This is a genomic window from Ponticoccus litoralis (genome assembly GCF_039769985.1).
Classification (GTDB): domain Bacteria; phylum Pseudomonadota; class Alphaproteobacteria; order Rhodobacterales; family Rhodobacteraceae; genus Ponticoccus; species Ponticoccus litoralis.
This window is the reverse complement of sequence record NZ_JBDNCH010000002.1, coordinates 1,424,276-1,440,302: the sequence shown is the minus strand read 5'-3', so window position 1 is coordinate 1,440,302 and position 16,027 is coordinate 1,424,276. Positions and strand designations below refer to the sequence as shown.

The 16,027-nt window shown below is 67.7% G+C and carries 10 protein-coding genes and 4 pseudogenes; 3 read left to right on the top strand and 11 right to left on the bottom strand.

The features are described 5' to 3' along the window. Nucleotides 1-126 precede the first annotated feature (126 nt). The 4 genes and pseudogenes from glcF to ABFB10_RS08155 all read right to left on the bottom strand — a co-directional run bounded on the left by glcF (nucleotide 127) and on the right by ABFB10_RS08155 (nucleotide 4,522). Nucleotides 127-1,484: pseudogene (glcF, locus tag ABFB10_RS08170) on the bottom strand (glycolate oxidase subunit GlcF). A gap of 1 nt (nucleotide 1,485) precedes the next feature. Then, a complete protein-coding gene (locus ABFB10_RS08165) occupies nucleotides 1,486-1,818 on the bottom strand; it encodes a hypothetical protein (protein WP_347166137.1) in 333 nt (110 codons plus the stop codon). A 7-nt stretch (nucleotides 1,819-1,825) separates the two neighbouring features. Further along, a complete protein-coding gene (locus ABFB10_RS08160; RefSeq protein ID WP_347166136.1) occupies nucleotides 1,826-3,019 on the bottom strand; it encodes an FAD-binding protein in 1,194 nt (397 codons plus the stop codon). 66 nt (nucleotides 3,020-3,085) lie between these two features. Beyond that, nucleotides 3,086-4,522, bottom strand: coding sequence for an FAD-linked oxidase C-terminal domain-containing protein (locus tag ABFB10_RS08155; protein ID WP_347166135.1), 1,437 nt, complete (start codon nucleotides 4,520-4,522; stop codon nucleotides 3,086-3,088). A 109-nt stretch (nucleotides 4,523-4,631) separates the two neighbouring features. Here ABFB10_RS08155 and ABFB10_RS08150 point away from each other — a divergent pair. Together ABFB10_RS08150 and ABFB10_RS08145 are read left to right on the top strand one after the other, a co-directional pair. After that, nucleotides 4,632-5,045 (top strand): annotated as a pseudogene (locus tag ABFB10_RS08150) (CopD family protein); the annotation flags it as partial. A gap of 15 nt (nucleotides 5,046-5,060) precedes the next feature. Further along, nucleotides 5,061-5,783: a DUF599 domain-containing protein gene (locus ABFB10_RS08145; RefSeq protein ID WP_347167970.1), complete on the top strand. Its 723-nt coding sequence runs from the start codon at nucleotides 5,061-5,063 to the stop codon at nucleotides 5,781-5,783. Between the two features lie 309 nt (nucleotides 5,784-6,092). Here ABFB10_RS08145 and ABFB10_RS24035 read toward each other — a convergent pair. The 5 genes and pseudogenes from ABFB10_RS24035 to ABFB10_RS08115 all read right to left on the bottom strand — a co-directional run bounded on the left by ABFB10_RS24035 (nucleotide 6,093) and on the right by ABFB10_RS08115 (nucleotide 12,647). Further along, nucleotides 6,093-8,042, bottom strand: a pseudogene (locus ABFB10_RS24035) (vWA domain-containing protein). Next, nucleotides 8,039-8,569, bottom strand: a complete 531-nt coding sequence (locus ABFB10_RS08130) for an RNA polymerase sigma factor (protein WP_347166133.1) — start codon at nucleotides 8,567-8,569, stop codon at nucleotides 8,039-8,041. The pseudogene ABFB10_RS24035 and the gene ABFB10_RS08130 overlap by 4 nt, the downstream one beginning before the upstream one ends. 187 nt (nucleotides 8,570-8,756) lie before the next feature. Next, nucleotides 8,757-11,564, bottom strand: coding sequence for a DNA polymerase I (gene polA, locus ABFB10_RS08125; protein WP_347166132.1), 2,808 nt, complete (start codon nucleotides 11,562-11,564; stop codon nucleotides 8,757-8,759). A gap of 119 nt (nucleotides 11,565-11,683) precedes the next feature. Next, the gene (gene trhA, locus ABFB10_RS08120) at nucleotides 11,684-12,352 is read right to left on the bottom strand and encodes a PAQR family membrane homeostasis protein TrhA (protein WP_347166131.1); all 669 of its coding nucleotides are present in this window, start codon (nucleotides 12,350-12,352) and stop codon (nucleotides 11,684-11,686) included. 115 nt (nucleotides 12,353-12,467) lie between these two features. Then, on the bottom strand, nucleotides 12,468-12,647 hold the full coding sequence (locus tag ABFB10_RS08115; protein ID WP_347166130.1) for a zinc-finger domain-containing protein: 180 nt from the start codon (nucleotides 12,645-12,647) through the stop codon (nucleotides 12,468-12,470). 151 nt (nucleotides 12,648-12,798) lie between these two features. Between ABFB10_RS08115 and ABFB10_RS08110 the strand changes: the two are divergent. Next, nucleotides 12,799-13,813: pseudogene (locus ABFB10_RS08110) on the top strand (ABC transporter ATP-binding protein). Between the two features lie 124 nt (nucleotides 13,814-13,937). Here the strand turns inward: ABFB10_RS08110 and ABFB10_RS08105 are convergent. Continuing rightward, a complete protein-coding gene (locus ABFB10_RS08105; protein ID WP_347166129.1) occupies nucleotides 13,938-14,309 on the bottom strand; it encodes a histidine triad nucleotide-binding protein in 372 nt (123 codons plus the stop codon). Between the two features lie 72 nt (nucleotides 14,310-14,381). Beyond that, complete coding sequence (locus ABFB10_RS08100; protein WP_347166128.1) at nucleotides 14,382-15,959, bottom strand: DUF5928 domain-containing protein; 1,578 nt, start codon at nucleotides 15,957-15,959, stop codon at nucleotides 14,382-14,384. Between the last annotated feature and the right edge of the window lie 68 nt (nucleotides 15,960-16,027).

Below are 16,027 nucleotides of genomic sequence, written 5' to 3'. Positions count from 1 at the left end.
GCGCAGTCTTGGGCGAAAATGCGGCAAACGCCGCCCGGGGACGCCACGTCAGCGGGATCGCGCGCGGCCCCCTTGGGCCATGAACGCGTCCCCTTCATCCCGAAACCGCAGGCCGGCGCCGTACTGTCATCCCCGGTCCCCCAGCGCGCGCGGCTTCGGCCCGCCACTTGCCCAGTCCAGCAACTCGACGCTGTGAACGACGGGGATTCCGGTGCCAGAGCCGATCTGCATCATGCAGCCGATATTGCCCGCCGCGATGACATCGGGCGCCTTGGCCTCCAGCGTCCGGACCTTGCGGTCCTTCAGCTGGCCGGAAATCTCCGGCTGCATCAGGTTGTAGGTGCCCGCAGAGCCGCAGCACAGATGCGAATCCGCCGGTTCCACCACCTCGAACCCGGCGGCCTTCAGCAGCGCCTTGGGGTGGTCCTTGATCTTCTGCCCGTGCTGCAGCGAACAGGCGGCGTGATAGGCCACCCGGATCGGCCCGCCGTCGGGGCGCGCGCCCGGCGCCGCCTCGGTGCCCGCGATCTCGGTCCGGGCAGGGGTGGCCGCGCGCAGCGGCGCCTCTGGCATCAGCTGCGCCAGAACCTCGCTGACGTCCCGCGCGATGCCCGCGACCCGCGCCGCGTCCCCGGCCATGTCCGAGTTGCGGAACATATGGCCGTAGTCCTTCACGGTGGTGCCGCAGCCCGAGGTGTTGATGACGATGGCATCAAGGCCTGCGCCGTCCATCTCAGCCACCCAGGCGCGGATGTTCTGCGCCGCGGTGCCGTGGCTTTCGGCAGTCTTGCCCATGTGATGTGTCAGCGCCCCGCAGCAGCCCGCGCCCCGGGCCACCACCACCTCGCAGCCCAGCCGGGTCAGCAGGCGGATGGTGGCGTCGTTGATGTCGGTGTTCAGCGCCTTCTGCGCGCAGCCGGTCATCAGCGCGACGCGCATCCGGCGCGCGCCCTTGGGGGCAAAGCTCTGCGGGTCGTCGTTGCGCGAGACCGGGGGATCCGCTTCGGCGCCATGGCCAGCATGGCGCGCAGGCGCGGGTCGGGCAGGAAGCGGGCGAAGGGGCGCCCGATCTTCGCCCCCAGCAGGGCCAGCCGGAAGCGCCCCGGATAGGGCAGGATGCGCGCCAGCAGCCAGCGCAGGGCGCGGTCGCTCCATGGCCGGTCATAGTGCGTCTCGATATACTCGCGGGCGTGATCGACCAGATGCATATAATGCACGCCCGAGGGGCAGGTCGTCATGCAGGCAAGGCAGGACAGGCAGCGGTCGATGTGCTTGACCGTCTTTTCGTCCGGCACCCGCTCGTTTTCCAGCATGTCCTTGATCAGGTAGATGCGGTCGCGCGGGCTGTCCAGCTCGTCGCCCAGCACCTGGTAGGTCGGGCAGGTGGCGGTACAGAACCCGCAATGCACGCAGGTCCGCAGGATCTGGTTGGCGCGCGCGGTGCCGGGATCGGTTAGCTGCTCGGGGGTAAACGTCGTCTGCATGTCACACCATCAGTCGCGCCGTGGCGAGGCCGAACCACGGCAGGGTCGTTGCAAGGAGGGCGATCACCGTCACCCAGCGGCGGGTCTGCGGCGCGCGGCGCATCACGGCCAGGGCGACCATGGCCACCGCCAGGACCCAGCCCAGCCAGATCAGGCCCAGCGACAGCACCGGGCGCCCGCCCCGGAACCGCAGCGCCAGCGTCATCGAGACCACGACCGCCCCGGCCAGCACAAGCAGCACAAACAGGCTGCGGGGCAGGGCCAGCAGGGCCGAGCACAGCAGCGGACCGCCGATGAAGCTGACCAGGAAGGAGATCAGAAGCGGCGCGCTCATGCCGGTCTCATGCCATCAGGCCGGGGTTGAGGATGCCGCGCGGGTCGAACCGCTGCCGCAGCGCCGCCGTCAGGGCGGCAAGGGCCGCGGGCTCCGGCTGGAAGCGGGGGACCTGCGTGGCGACCGGCTCGGGCGCCTTCACCAGCGTCGCATGCCCGCGCAGGCGGGTCGCGGCATCCGGGGCGACCATCCTCTCCTGAAGGCCGCGATGCACCGCCACGGCGGTCGCCCGGGGATCGCCGGTGCCGAAGTGCGCGGCGCAAGCATCCAGCTGCGCCACCGTCATGCCCAGCCAGCACAGCCCGCCGCCCCAGTCGAGCTGGTAGTCGAAGCCCATCTCCCGCGCGGCGGGCTCCAGCAGGGCCGGCACCATGTCGCGGGGCGCCATGGACAGCTTCCAGACCAGCGGATGGTCCTTCAGCGCCGCCACGTCGCGCAATGCGCGCCATGTCTCACCCACATCTGCGCGGTCGATCTCTGCGCCGCGCCCGGCGAAAAGCGCCGCCAGCCGCTCGGCCCGGTAACCGACAGAGCCGTCGAAACCCTCGATCCGCAGCACCACGCACCCGGCCTCGGGCCGGTAGGCCGCCCCGTTCACGTCGAAGGGAGAGCCAAGCGCCGCCGACATCACCGCCACCGCCTCCGCCGGTGTCGCCACCGGAACCGCCAGCGAAGCCGCGGCCTCGGGCGCGGGCAGCACCTTCAGGCTGACCTCGGACAGCACGCCCAGCGTGCCCCGGGATCCGGCCATCAGCTTGACCAGGTCGTAGCCGGTGACGTTCTTCATCACCCGTCCGCCGTTCTTGACCACGATGCCGCGCCCGTCGACGAAACGCACCCCAAGGCAGAAATCCCGCGCCGCGCCCGCCTGTATCCGGCGCGGTCCGCTGACATTCGCCGCCACCACCCCGCCGACCGTCGGCGCGCCGGTGCCGCCCAGCAGCACGCGGTGATCCATCGGCTCGAAGGCCAGCCGCTGGCCTTCGGCGGAGAGCGCCGCCTCGATCTCGGCCAGCGGCGTGCCCGCCCGCGCCACCAGCGTCAGGGCGCCCGGCTCGTAAAGCGTGATGCCCGACAGGCCACCGGTCTCCAGTACCTCGCCCGGCACCGCGCCGCCGCGCGTGCCGCCGCCGCGAATGGCCAGCGGCCCCTGCGCGCCCGCCACCGCCTCGGCTAGATCCGCCTCGCTTTCCGGTCTCATGCTGCCCTCGTGTTTCTTCTTGGTCCAAATACCCTCGGGGGCCCGAAGGGCGGGGGCAGGGCCCCCTCATCCCGCCGCCCGGCGCGACGCGCTGGCCTCCAGCGGAAAGACCTTCGCCGGGTTCAGCAGCCACGAGGGGTCGAAGACGTCCTTCACCGCCATCTGCGCTTCCAGATCCTCGGGCGCGTATTGGTGGCTCATCAGGTCGCGCTTCTCGATGCCCACGCCATGCTCTCCGGTCAGGCAGCCGCCGACCTCGACGCAGAGCTTCAGGATCTCGGCGCCGAATTGCTCGCACAGTTCCAGCTGGCCGGGCTGGTTGGCGTTGAACAGGATCAGCGGGTGCATGTTGCCGTCGCCCGCGTGAAAGACATTGGCGACGTCGAGGCCGAAGTCCTTCGACATCTCGCCGATGCGGCGCAGCACGTAGGGCAGTTCGTTGACCGGGATCGTGCCGTCGAGGCACATGTAGTCGTTGATATTGCCCATGGCGCCGAAGGCCGACTTGCGGCCCAGCCAGATCCGCGCCGCCTCGTCCGCCGATTTGGCCTCGCGCAGTTCGACAGGGTCGTGGCGACGGGCGATCTCGCAGATCTTTTCCAGCTGCTCGGCGATCTCGGCCTCCGAGCCCTCGACCTCGACGATCAGTAGCGCCTCGCAATCGGGATAGCCCGCCTTGGCGAAATCCTCGGTGGCGCGGATGCAGGGGGCGTCCATGAATTCGATCGCCACCGGCAGCACGCCGGCCTTGATGATGTCCGACACGCAGGCGCCGGCCACCTCGTTCGAGGCATAGCCGATCAGCACGGGCCGCGCGCCCTCGGGCTTGGGCAGGATGCGCAGGGTCGCCTCCGTCACGACGCCCAGCTGGCCTTCGCTGCCGCAGACGACGCCCAGCAGGTCCAGCCCGCCCGCGTCCAGATGTGCGCCGCCCAGTTCGACCACGGTGCCGTCCATCAGCACCATGGTCACGCCCAGCAGGTTGTTGGTGGTCACGCCGTACTTCAGGCAATGCGCCCCGCCCGAGTTCATCGCGATATTGCCCGCGATGGCGCAGGCCAGCTGCGACGAGGGGTCGGGGGCGTAGAAGAAATCGTTCTCTTCCACCGCGCCGGTGACCGACAGGTTCGTGCGCCCGGTCTGGACGCGGATGAAGCGGCTGTCGTAGTCGGTTTCCAGCACCGCGTTCATGCGCGCCACGCCGAGGATGACGCTGTCCGCCGTGGGCAGCGACCCGCCCGCAAGCGAGGTCCCGGCGCCGCGCGGCACCACCGGCACGCCCTCCTCGAAGCAGACCTTCAGCACCGCCGCGACCTCTTCGGTGGTGGCGGGCAGCACCACGGCCAGCGGCGGGCAGCGATAGGCGGTCAGCGCGTCGCATTCATAGGCCCGGGTCTCGGCCTCGTCGGTGATCAGCGCATCGGCGGGCAGTACCGCAGAAAGGCGGTCCGCAATGCGCGCCTTGGCATCCAGAACGCGGGCATTCGGTTCGGGCATCTGCATGGTCGGGCCTCCCTCTCTGCCGGAAATCCGGGCAATTGGTAAACTCATATAACCAAAATAGTCTTTTGACGAGAGCCAATGCTGCGGCATCTTGCGCTTTGCCGCCTTGGTGGGTCATCTGCGCCCATGGCACTGGGTCAAGATCATACATATTCTCTGCGTCATGGGGTGGATGACCTCCATCTTCGCGGTGCCGCGCGCGCTGATCTACTGGAAGCGCGAACACGCGCGGCTGGGCGAGAACGGCCCGCTGGGCGACCTGACCTTCCGGCTTTACCGCTTTTCCTTCGGGCTGGGGGTGGTCGCCATCGTCACCGGCCTCTGGTACGGCACATGGCTGGGCTGGCCCGCGTGGCTGCACCTGAAGGCGACGCTGGTGCTGGTGCTGGCGGCACATTACCTCTGGACCGGCAAGCTGGTGCGCCGCGCGCAGGCCGGAGAGTTCCGCGAAAGCGACATGTTCCTGCGCATCTTCAACGAGGTCTCGGTCTTCATCGTCATCGCCGTGCTCTGGGCCGTTGTCGCCCAGCCGTTCCTGATGGACGCGCGCTATCTCAACGCCTTCACCGTCCTGGACTACGCGGCGCTTGCGCTGCTGCTGCTGGCGTGGCTCGGGTCGAGTTGGATCATCGAGCATCCGCCCGCCGCGCGCCCCTCGACCTCGAAGATCATGGCGCAGTATCGACGGGTCTGGATGGTGGCCTTCCTGCACCGCGACCCGCGCATCTTCGACAGCCAGATCGTCAACAGCCTGCGGCAAAGCACGGCCTTCTTCGCCTCGGGCAGCATGATCGCCATCGGCGGGGGCTTTGCCCTGCTGGGCAATGCCGAGCGGTTGCGCGGCGTGGCACAGGACCTGACGCAGGCGACGGACCCGGTGATCGTCTGGGAGATCAAGATCTTCGTCATGCTGGGCTTCGCCGTGAACGCCTTCCTGAAGTTCGTCTGGTCGCACCGGCTGTTCGGCTATTGCTCGATCCTGATGGCGGCGGTGCCCAACGACCCCGAGGACCCGGTGGCCCTGCCGCGCGCCCAAAAGGCCGGAGAGATCAACGTCACGGCGGGGCGCGGCTACAATCGCGGCCTGCGGTCGGTCTATTTCGGCATCGCGAGTGCCGCCTGGCTGGCGGGGGCGGTGCCGCTGTTCGTGGCGACCCTGTTCACGCTGGGCGTGGTGCTGCGCCGCGAGTTCACCGCCGAATCGCGCGCGATCCTGCTGGAGACGACGGACGGCATGCCGGTGTTTCCGCCGAAGAAGTGAACCGCGACCGGGGCCAACATCGGGGTACTCGGATCAAAAAACTGTCACCCCAAGCGATGAGCCGCGCCATCGACGGGCCGTGGCGCGGCGATCCTACCTTTCAGGAAGGCAGTTTATCCCGGCAAAGTCCGTACGGCCAAAGTCAGGTTGCGCCTTCATCAGCCAAATCGCCGGGCCAAGGGGACGGCCCGTCATGTCGGAGACATGCCTCTGGCATGATGGCGCGGCGGCTTCGCCTTGGTTCCGCGCAGGGTGGTTGATCGTGCCCGTCCCGAACACATAAGCCCCGGGACGGGGCAGGGCGGCGCCTTACTGGCTCAGGCTCTCGGCCAGCCGCATCAGGGTGATCGCCTCCTGCCGGTAGCCGTAGGGGTCTTCGCCCCGGGCGCCTTGGGCCAGCGCCATGGCGTCGCCGATGCTCCAGTCACCGACCATGTCCGAGCCGCGCAGGATCTGGCCGAAGCCCGCGATGGCCGTGGCCCATTGCGCGTCCGGCAGGGGGCGGCATCGGCCATGACCGGCACCTCGATCAACTGGCTCACCTCTTCGCCCGGCGCCTTGTAGCGCAGCTTCAGGAAGCCCAGTTCGGAGGCGTCGCCCGCCACAGGCTGCGCCGCGCCGTAGCGCAGCGGGTCGGTCATCCGCGCGTCGGATCCGGCGGGCGTGATCTCGTAGATCGCGGTGACCTGATGGCCCGCGCCGATCTCTCCGGCATCGACCTTGTCGTTGTTGAAATCCTCGCGCCGCAAGGCGCGCGTTTCATAGCCGATCAGCCGGTATTCGGACACGGCGGCGGGGTTCCATTCCACCTGGATCTTCACGTCGTCGGCGATGGGTACCAGCGCGCCGGTCAACTGGTCCACCAGCACCTTCTGCGCCTCGGCCAGCGTGTCGATGTAGGACGCCATGCCGTTCCCGGTCTGCGCCAGCGCCTGCATGGTCGCATCGTCCAGATTGCCGCGCCCGAAGCCCAGCACCGACAGGTAGGTGCCATCCTCGCGCCGGGCGGCGATGTAGTCTTTCAGGGCCTCGGGATCGCTGATGCCGATGTTGAAATCGCCGTCGGTGGCAAGGATCACGCGACTGACCTCTCCGTCCTCGGTCATCTCGGCGGCGGTGGCATAGGCCTGCTGCAGACCCGCCTGACCGGCGGTGCCGCCCCCGGCCTGAAGACGGTCGAGCGCGGCGAGGATGGTCCCGCGCTCTGTCGCCGGAGTCGGGTCCAGCACGCGGCCCGCACTGCCCGCATAGGTCACGATGGAAACGCTGTCCTCGGGGCCAAGCTGGCCCAGCATCAGGCGAAAGCTCTGTTTCAGCAGCGGCAACTTGTCGGGCTGGTCCATCGATCCGGAAGTGTCGATCAGGAAGACAAGGTTCATCGCGGGGCGTTCTGCGGGCAGCGCGCCTTGCAAGCCGATATGCACGACCTGCGTGCCCGCGCGCCATGGCGTGTCCGAGACACCGATGGCGGCGGCGAAGGGTGCATCGCCCCCGGGCGCGGGGTAATCGTAGGGGAAGTAGTTCACCATCTCCTCGATCCGCACCGCGTCCTTCGGCGGCAGCATCCCGTTCGTCAGAGAGTTGCGCACGATCGACCAAGAGGCCGTGTCCACGTCGACCGAGAAGGTTGAGACCGGCTCTTCCGCCGTGACCTTGACGCTGTTCTCCTCGGCTTCGGGGAAGGCCTCGGTGTCGGGCAGACCGGCGACCGGCGCGTCGAAGGACGGCGCGGGCATGGGGGCGGGGCTGACGACGCCGGGCGCCATCTTGGCGGCGCCGCCCATGGCGCGGTTCTGAACGAGCCGCACTGGGCGCGGCGAAGGTCTCTGGCATCGGCTCCGCCGCCATGTCGGCCATGGGGGGCGCGGCCTCGACCTCTTCGACGGGCGCGGGTTCCACCAGCGGCGGCTCTGCCTCTTCGGTCGACACGACCGGCTCGGGCGCGGCCTCGCGGCTGCGCAGGCTTGGCGGCTGTTCCTGCAACACGGGAATGACGGCGACCATGGCGACAGCGGCCAGCGCGGTCGTGGCGGTCAGAAAACCCTTGCTTGAAATCCCTGCGATCATCTTGCGTACTCCTCTGGAAAGGCCGCCCCTCCGGGCAGGCTCAGAGGTCAGACGCGCCGGATCGGTCGATCCTTGGACATCGTCGAAATTTTTCATCGCCAGCGTCAGGGCGCGCTTGCGCGCCTCGGGGTCCGGCGGCGGCAGGGCCGCGTCGAAGGCACGCTTCAGGTCGTCGAACTCGTCACCGCTCATTCTTCTGCCTCCTTCATCGCCTTCAGCCGCTTGCGGCATTCCGAGACGCGCCAGCTGACCGTGCCTTCCGAGACCTCCAGCACCTGCGCGGCCTCGGCGTGGGTCACGCCGTCCAAGACCAGCGCCAGCGTCTCGCGCATCTCGACCGAGAGGCCGCGCATCGCCTCTGTCAGCCAGTCCAGCCGCTCTGCCGTCTCGGCCTCTGCGGCGCGGCGGTCCAGTTCCCAGTCGCCCCAGCCCTCGGCGGCCCCGGCATGGGTGGCGCGGCGGCGAAACCGGTCCCGCGCCGCGTTCACCGTGATCCGGTAAAGCCATGTGGTCAGCGTCGCCTCGCCCCGGAAGCCGCGCAGCTTGGCGGGCAGGGCGGCGCAGATGTCCTGCGCCAGATCCTCGGCCTCTGTCCGGCTGCCGGTCAGCTTCACCGCATAGGCATAGACACGGTCATAGAGCCGCTCGACCAGCAGGGCAAAGGCCTGCCGGTCGCCGTCCGCCGCCGCGCGGGCAAGGGTTTCGTCACTGACATCCATCCGCATCTTGTCACTTGGACGCGCGCCGGGGTGCAATCCTTGGATACCCGACCAGTTTTTTCAGGCGCGCCCGGATTTCAGCAGGCGGGGCCGAGCGACAGGCCGCAGAGATGCGCCAGCCTGTGCCTTGCCGGGCCGATTGGCTGATCCCGCAGGCCTGGCTGTGGCCCGGCCCCCGAGGGAACGCTCAATGTGCCTCGGCCCAGTTCGCGCCCTGTCCGGCGTCGACCACAAGCGGCACGTCCAGCTTCACCACCGGTTCCGCCGCGCCCTCCATGACCGACCGGGCCGCGCCAATCAGGTCGTCCACCGCGCCCGCCTCGACCTCGAACAGCAGTTCGTCGTGGACCTGCAACAGCATCTTCGCGGGCAGGCCCTCGATTGCCTCGGGCATCCGCACCATGGCGCGGCGGATGATATCCGCCGCCGTGCCCTGAATAGGCGCGTTGATCGCGGCGCGCTTGGCGAACCCGGCGCGCGGCCCCTTGGCGCCGATCTCGGGCGTGTGGATGACCCGCCCGAACAGCGTCTCGACGCGCTTGTGCTCCTGCGCGAAGGCCACGGTGTCGTCCATGTACTGCTTGATGCCGGGGAAGCGCTCGAAGTAGCGGTCGATGAAGCCCTGCGCCTCGGCCCGCGGGATGCGCAGGTTGCGGGCAAGGCCGAAGCCCGAGATGCCGTAGATCACGCCGAAGTTGATCGCCTTGGCCTGCCGCCGCACCTCCGGCGTCATCTGATCCATCGGCACGTTGAACATTTCCGAGGCGGTCATGGCGTGGATGTCCTGCCCTTGCCGGAAGGCCTCTTTCAGCGCGTCGATCCCGGCCATATGGGCGAGGATGCGCAGCTCGATCTGGCTATAGTCGAGGCTGACCAGCACCTTGCCCTCGGGCGCGACAAAGGCCTCGCGGATGCGGCGGCCTTCCTCGGACCGGACCGGGATGTTTTGCAGGTTCGGATCGGCAGAGGCGAGACGCCCGGTGTTCGCCCCGGTCTGCACATAAGACGTATGCACCCGCCCGGTGTCGGGGTTGATGTGCTCTTGCAGGGCATCCGTGTAGGTCGATTTCAGCTTGGACAGCTGCCGCCAGTCCAGCACGCGGCCCGGCAGGTCGTGTTCGGTCGCGAGGTCTTCGAGCACGTCGGCGGGGGTGGAATACTTGCCGGTCTTGCCGCGCTTGCCGCCCGGCAGGCTCATCTTCTCGAACAGGATGTCGCCCAGCTGCGCCGGGGAGCCGACGTTGAACTTCTCGCCCGCCAGCTCGTGGATTTCTGCTTCCAGTTCGGCCATCTTCTGCGCGAACTTGCCGGACATGCGCGACAGCGTGCCCCGGTCGACCGCGATGCCCGCCATCTCCATCGTCTTCAGCACCGGCACCAGAGGGCGTTCGAGCGTCTCGTAGACCCGCGTCACACGCGCCCGGTGCAACTGCGGCTTGAAGGTCAGCGCAAGGCGCAGGGTGACGTCCGCATCCTCGGCGGCATAGCCGGTGGCCTTGTCCAGCGGCACCCGGTCGAAGGTGATCTGGCTCTTGCCGGTGCCCAGCAGCTCCTTGATCGGGATCGGCGTGTGCGAAAGATAGCGTTCCGCCAGCGTGTCCATGCCGTGCTGATGCTCGCCGCCGTGCAGCGCGTAGGACATCAGCATGGTGTCGTCGATGGGTGCGATCTCGATGCCGTAGCGCGACAGCACCTTGGCGTCGTATTTCATGTTCTGGCCGATCTTCATCACAGCCGCGTCTTCCAGCAGCGGCTTCAGCGCGGCCAGCGCCTGATCCATCGGAAGCTGCCCCTCGGCCACGGCGTCCGAGGCAAAGAGCCCCTCTCCGCTGTCCTCGGCCAGATGGGCGAGGGGGATATAGCAGGCCTCTCCGGGCGCGACCGCAAGGCTGACGCCGACGAGGTCGCAGAGCATCTCGTTCAGGCCGGTCGTCTCGGTGTCGACGGCCACGGTGCCAAGGTCGGTGGCCCGTGCGATCCAGCGGTGAAGCGCCTCCATGTCCGAGACGCATTCATAGGAGGCGGCGTCGATGGCGGGCCAGTCCGGCGCGGCCTCGGGCGCATCGGCGGCGGTGGCGGGTTCGGGAATCGCAGGCGCCTCGACCCCGGCATTGTCGGCGATCCGCTTGGTCAGGCTGCGGAATTCCATCTTGGTCAGAAAGCCCAGCAGCACCTCGGGGTCCGGCTCTTTCACCTCCAGATCGTCCAGCGTGAAGGGCAGCTCCATGTCGCAATCCAGCTGCACGAGGCGTTTCGACAGCTCGATCTGGTCGCGCTTTTCGATCAGGGTCTGGCGGCGCTTGGGCTGCTTGATCTCTTCGGCGCGGTCCAGCAGATCCTCGAGCGAGCCGAATTCGTTGATCAGCAGCGCCGCCGTCTTGATCCCGATCCCCGGCGCGCCGGGCACGTTGTCGACGCTGTCGCCCGCCAGCGCCTGCACGTCCACCACGCGTTCCGGCCCGACGCCGAACTTCTCCAGCACGCCGTCGCGGTCGATGACCTTGTTCTTCATCGGGTCGAGCATCTCGACCCCCTCGCCCACAAGCTGCATCAGGTCCTTGTCCGACGACAGGATCGTCACCCGTCCTCCGGCCTCGCGCGCCCGGCAGGCCAGCGTCGCCATGATGTCGTCGGCCTCGAACCCCTCGATCTCCTTGCAGGCGATGTTGAAGGCCTCGGTCGCCTCGCGGGTCAGCGGGATCTGCGGGCGCAGATCCTCGGGCATGGCCTCGCGGTTGGCCTTGTACTGGTCATAGAGATCGTTGCGGAAGGTGTGGCTGCCCTTGTCGAAGACAACGGCGACATGAGTCGGCGCGTCGGGGCCGGTGTTGCCCTCGACGTAGCGGTGCAGCATGTTGCAAAAGCCCGAGACCGCACCGATGGGCAGCCCGTCGGACTTGCGCGTCAGCGGCGGCAGCGCGTGGAAGGCCCGGAAAATATAGGCCGACCCGTCGATCAGGTGCAAATGGCACCCCTTGCCGAAATTTCCTGCCATGGTCTTCGCCTCCGCGTCCTGTTCCGCATGGGGTTTGCCACGATCCGGGCCTGCCTGCCAGTTGTCCTTTTGCCTGCCGCCCCGGCAACCGGCGGGCGGTGGTCAGGCGGCTGCTTTTGTCAGCCCCGGTCGAGGTCGATCAGCTCGGGCGGCGCGGCGGCCACAAGGAAGACGGCGACGAAGAAGACGATCGAGGCCGCGACCACCATCACGTGCCAGATGGTGTTGTGAAACCGCAGGCGCGAGGCCAGCAGGAAGGGCGTTCCGACGGAATAGAGCAGGCCGCCCAGCAGCATCAGAACCGTGGCCGAAAGCGGCAGGCTGCCCAGCAGGTCGCGCCCGCCGACCACGACAACCCAGCCGGAACACAGGCACATCAGAACGGCGGCACCGGCGGGCAGATGCCTGCGGATCATGGTGACAAGCGTGGCCCCGGCCGCCGCGCTCCAGATTGCGGTCAGCAGGCCCAGCCCGGACCCGGAAAGCAGCGCGAAGGGTGTGTAGGTGCCCGCGATCTTGAGATGGATCGCCGACATGTCCAACCGCCGCAGGAAGCCGGTCCAATGCGGCGCGGGCAGGTGGTTGTAGAGCAGCGAGGCGGTCAGCATCAGCAGAAGCGTGCCGCCGTAGACGGACACGCCGACGATCCCGGCGGCATCGCCGCGCCAGATCACCGTCAGCGTGATCAGCACCGGCACCGCGGCCAGGGCCAGCACGATGGCGGCAAGATGCACGATCATGTCGCTGGCCCGTTCGGCCCGGCTGTAGACACGCCGGTCGCAGGCCACCGGCGGCAGCCCGCGCCGGGGAGGGGGATCATTGCCGCGCCCCGGGGACCCCCGTCCGCGTCACCGCCGGGGCGGGGCCGGTCTGCGGGGGATATGCCGGGGCGGGGATCACGGCCTAGGCCTTGTCCGCGAAATCGGCGTGAACGTATCTGGCATCGCAATAGGGACATTCGACAAAGCCGGTCTCCAGCGGGATCTGCAGCCAGACCCGCGGATGCCCCGTGGCGGCCCCGCCGCCGTCGCAGGCAATGCGATGGGCCTTGACCACCACGGTTTCCGGCGCTTGCGTTGTCATGGGCCTTCCCCTTCCCTGCGAAGCGGCGAAGGCCCCGCGATTCCAGTCTACCGGCAAGCCCTTTCCCGGAGGTTTACAAGGTTTCGGGTTCCCGTCCGGGCCCTGCCGCTCTAGATGCGGGTATGACCGATGCAACAGGGTGGAGCAAGCGTTGACACAGGACGCAATCCGGATCGAAGGGCTGGCCAAGACCTACGAGGGTGGAAAACAGGCGCTGCGGGGGGTGGACCTCTCGGTCCCGGCGGGGTCCGTCTTTGGCCTGCTGGGGCCGAACGGTGCCGGGAAATCCACGATGATCAACATTCTCGCCGGGCTGGTGACCAAGACCGCCGGCAGGGTGACGATCTGGGGCTGGGATCAGGACGTGAACCCGCGCCAGAGCCGCGCCGCCATCGGCGTGATGCCGCAGGAACTGAACCTCGACCCCTTCTTTACGCCCCGCGGCGCGCTGGAAGTGCAGGCGGGTCTCTACGGCGTTCCGAAATCCGAACGCCGCTCGGACGAAATCCTCGAGATGGTCGGCCTGACCGACAAGGCCGAAGCCTATGCACGCACGCTGTCGGGCGGGATGCGCCGCCGCCTATTGCTGGCCAAGGCGCTGGTCCATTCGCCGCAGGTGCTGGTGCTGGACGAGCCCACGGCGGGTGTGGATATCGAGCTGCGGCAGATGCTCTGGCGCAACGTCCGACGGCTGAACCGCGAACGCGGCATGACCATCATCCTGACGACACACTACCTCGAAGAGGCCGAAGAGATGTGCGACGAGATCGCCATCATCAACCACGGCGCTCTGGTGGCGCGCGATCTCGACCGTTAACCTGCTGGGGCAGATCGACCGCCGTACCATGGTCATCGTGCCGGAAACGCAGCCCGAAACCCTGCCTGAAACGCCCGGTGTCGAAACCCGCCGCCGGGACGACGGCAGCCTCGCGCTCAGCTACCATGCCGAACGGACCAGCGCCGAGGACGTGCTGAACGCCGTGCATCGCGCGAACATCCGCATCCGCGACGTGCGGACAGAACAGGCCGACCTCGAAGATGTCTTCCTCGGAACTGACGCGCTCCACCGGCTGACCTCCCGCCCGGCTTTTCCGTCGGATGCCTCCGGCGGAGGGTATTTGGACCAAGAAGAAGCCCTGGTTTTTCTTCTTGGCCCAAATACCTGAAAGCAAGGGTACCGCGCGTGCATCGTGCAAGTGGCGGACGTGGGTTCCACAGGCGCCGGCCCGAGGCGCAGGCCGCAGGCCGAAGCCGAGACAGCATGCGCGCGCGGCAGCGCGCCCATTTGGATCAGTCCTGTTTCTGGAGCATCCGGTCGAGGACGCGACCGCCGAGGATGTGTACGTGCAGGTGCGGAACCTCCTGCACGCCGTTGCGGCCCGCGTTGGAGATCAGCCGCCAGCCGTCTTCCTCGACGCCTTCCATGCGGCAGACCTCGCCGACAAGGCGGATATAGTCGAGGATCTCGGCGTCCGAGGCGTCCTGCGCGAAATGGTCGAAGCTGACGTAGGCGCCCTTCGGGATCACCGGGACGTGCAGCGGCGCCTGCGGGTAGATGTCGCGGAACGCGAGGCTGTGGTCGGTCTCCTTCACCGTCTGGTTCGGGATCTCTCCGCGCAGGATCTTCGCGAATATGTTCTGGTCGTCGTAGCTGTAGGCCATGGGGTCCTCGGGAATGTCAGGGCGCCGTGCGGGCCGCATCAAGGCCGAAATCCCCGCCACATGCAACCGGCCTCAGTCCGCGAAGAGGTGCTCCGCCCCGGCGATCTCCTGCGCTGTCGCGCCCGGCACCGACAGGAAACGCTCCAGCGTGCGGGCGTTGACCTCGGTCGGATCGATCTCGCGCAGGCGCTGGTAGTTCTCGAACTGGGCATCCCGGATGCGGTCGCTTTCATGCGTCATGTCGTTGCGCACCGTCGGCAGCAGGCGTTCGATGGTCTCGAAGGGCGTCCGGTCGCCAGCCAGGCCCACCCGCTTGGCATGGCCGATCAGGTAGGCGTCCGAGAACTGGCATTCGACCTCGAGGATGCGCGTCAGCGCGCGATCCCGTCCGAAGTCCTCGATCAGGTCGAGGTTGGCGGGGTCCATGCAGACGATCAGGCGCTCGGTCTCGTAGTAGTCATAGAGCATCCGCATCAGCGCCCGCCGGTGGCGGTGGCGCTTGCCCATGGTCGACTGGATGCCGCCAAGGTCCGGCAGCGCGCAGCTTTCCTCGTTGAAGAGGTATTCGATGCAGGGAATGTTCGTCACCTGGCGGATGCGCTCCACCAGCCGCTTGGCCACATGCCACTTCTTGCAGACGATGATCAGCAACTCGCGTTCGCGGCCCAGAGAGCTTTCGGTTTCCCAGAACCGCGGCGCGAAGCGGCGACCGCCCCGGCCCTTCTCGGTCAGGAACCTGAACAGCGACCGCCCTTCGTTGGAAATCTGGAACCGTGCCCCTTCCGAGGCATAGAGCACGCCAAGGCGCCGCCGCAGTTCCGTCGCCTCGGGAGAGATCTTCCGCGCGAAGAGCGCGTCCTGCGACAGGAGCAGGTCGTAGTGGTCGTTGTAGAGGGTCACCGGCATGCCGTAGTCGGTGAACATCAGGAAGGTCAGTGTGCGGCTTTCGATCTCGTGCTCGGGGATCAGGTGGCGGACCAGCGTCTGAAAGAAGGTCTCGTCCGGGATCCACGTGGTCGCGAAGAAGCGCATCACGTCGCGCCGCTTTCTCGCGAAGGCAAGGATCGCCTCGATGGTGCGGCGACGCAGGCACCACCACTGGCTGCCGATCATCACCTCGATGTCTTCGGGGATCGCCCGCGTCAGGCCCAGCCGCTTCTGCATCCGGTACAGCGCGTAGAAGCGCCGCTTTTGCGTGCGTTCGTTGAACCAGTGGCGGTAGATCAGCCGCTCTTCCTTCCAGCCGGTCTTGATCCAGTCGCTTTCGAAGTAGTCGCAGCTTTCGATATAGTCGCAGTCGCGCCGGTCGAGGAATTCATGCGCGTATTCCGCCGATTTGATCGCCATGCAATCGCCGGACAGCATGTAGAAATGCGTCGCGCGCGGAAAGGCCTCCGCCGCGGCCTCCACCGTGCCCAGCGTGGCGCGCACAAGGCTCCATTCCCCCCAGCCGCACCTGACCCGTTTCTTCGCGAAGGTGACGTTCGGGTTGTCCTTCAGGGCGGCGCGCAGGCGCGTGTAATGCGCCGCCGGGGACCGGGCGTCGAAATGGATCGCCATGTAGTCCCCCGCCGCCGTCAGGCTGTTGGCCTGACGGATGATCGCATCCGGGTCCTTGTGACACAGAAGGATGAAGGCGATTTTTGCCATGCAGCGAACGGTTGCCCTGGAGTTGCCCGATTGTTTCTGTTGATAAAGCCTGCGGGGCGTTGAATAAA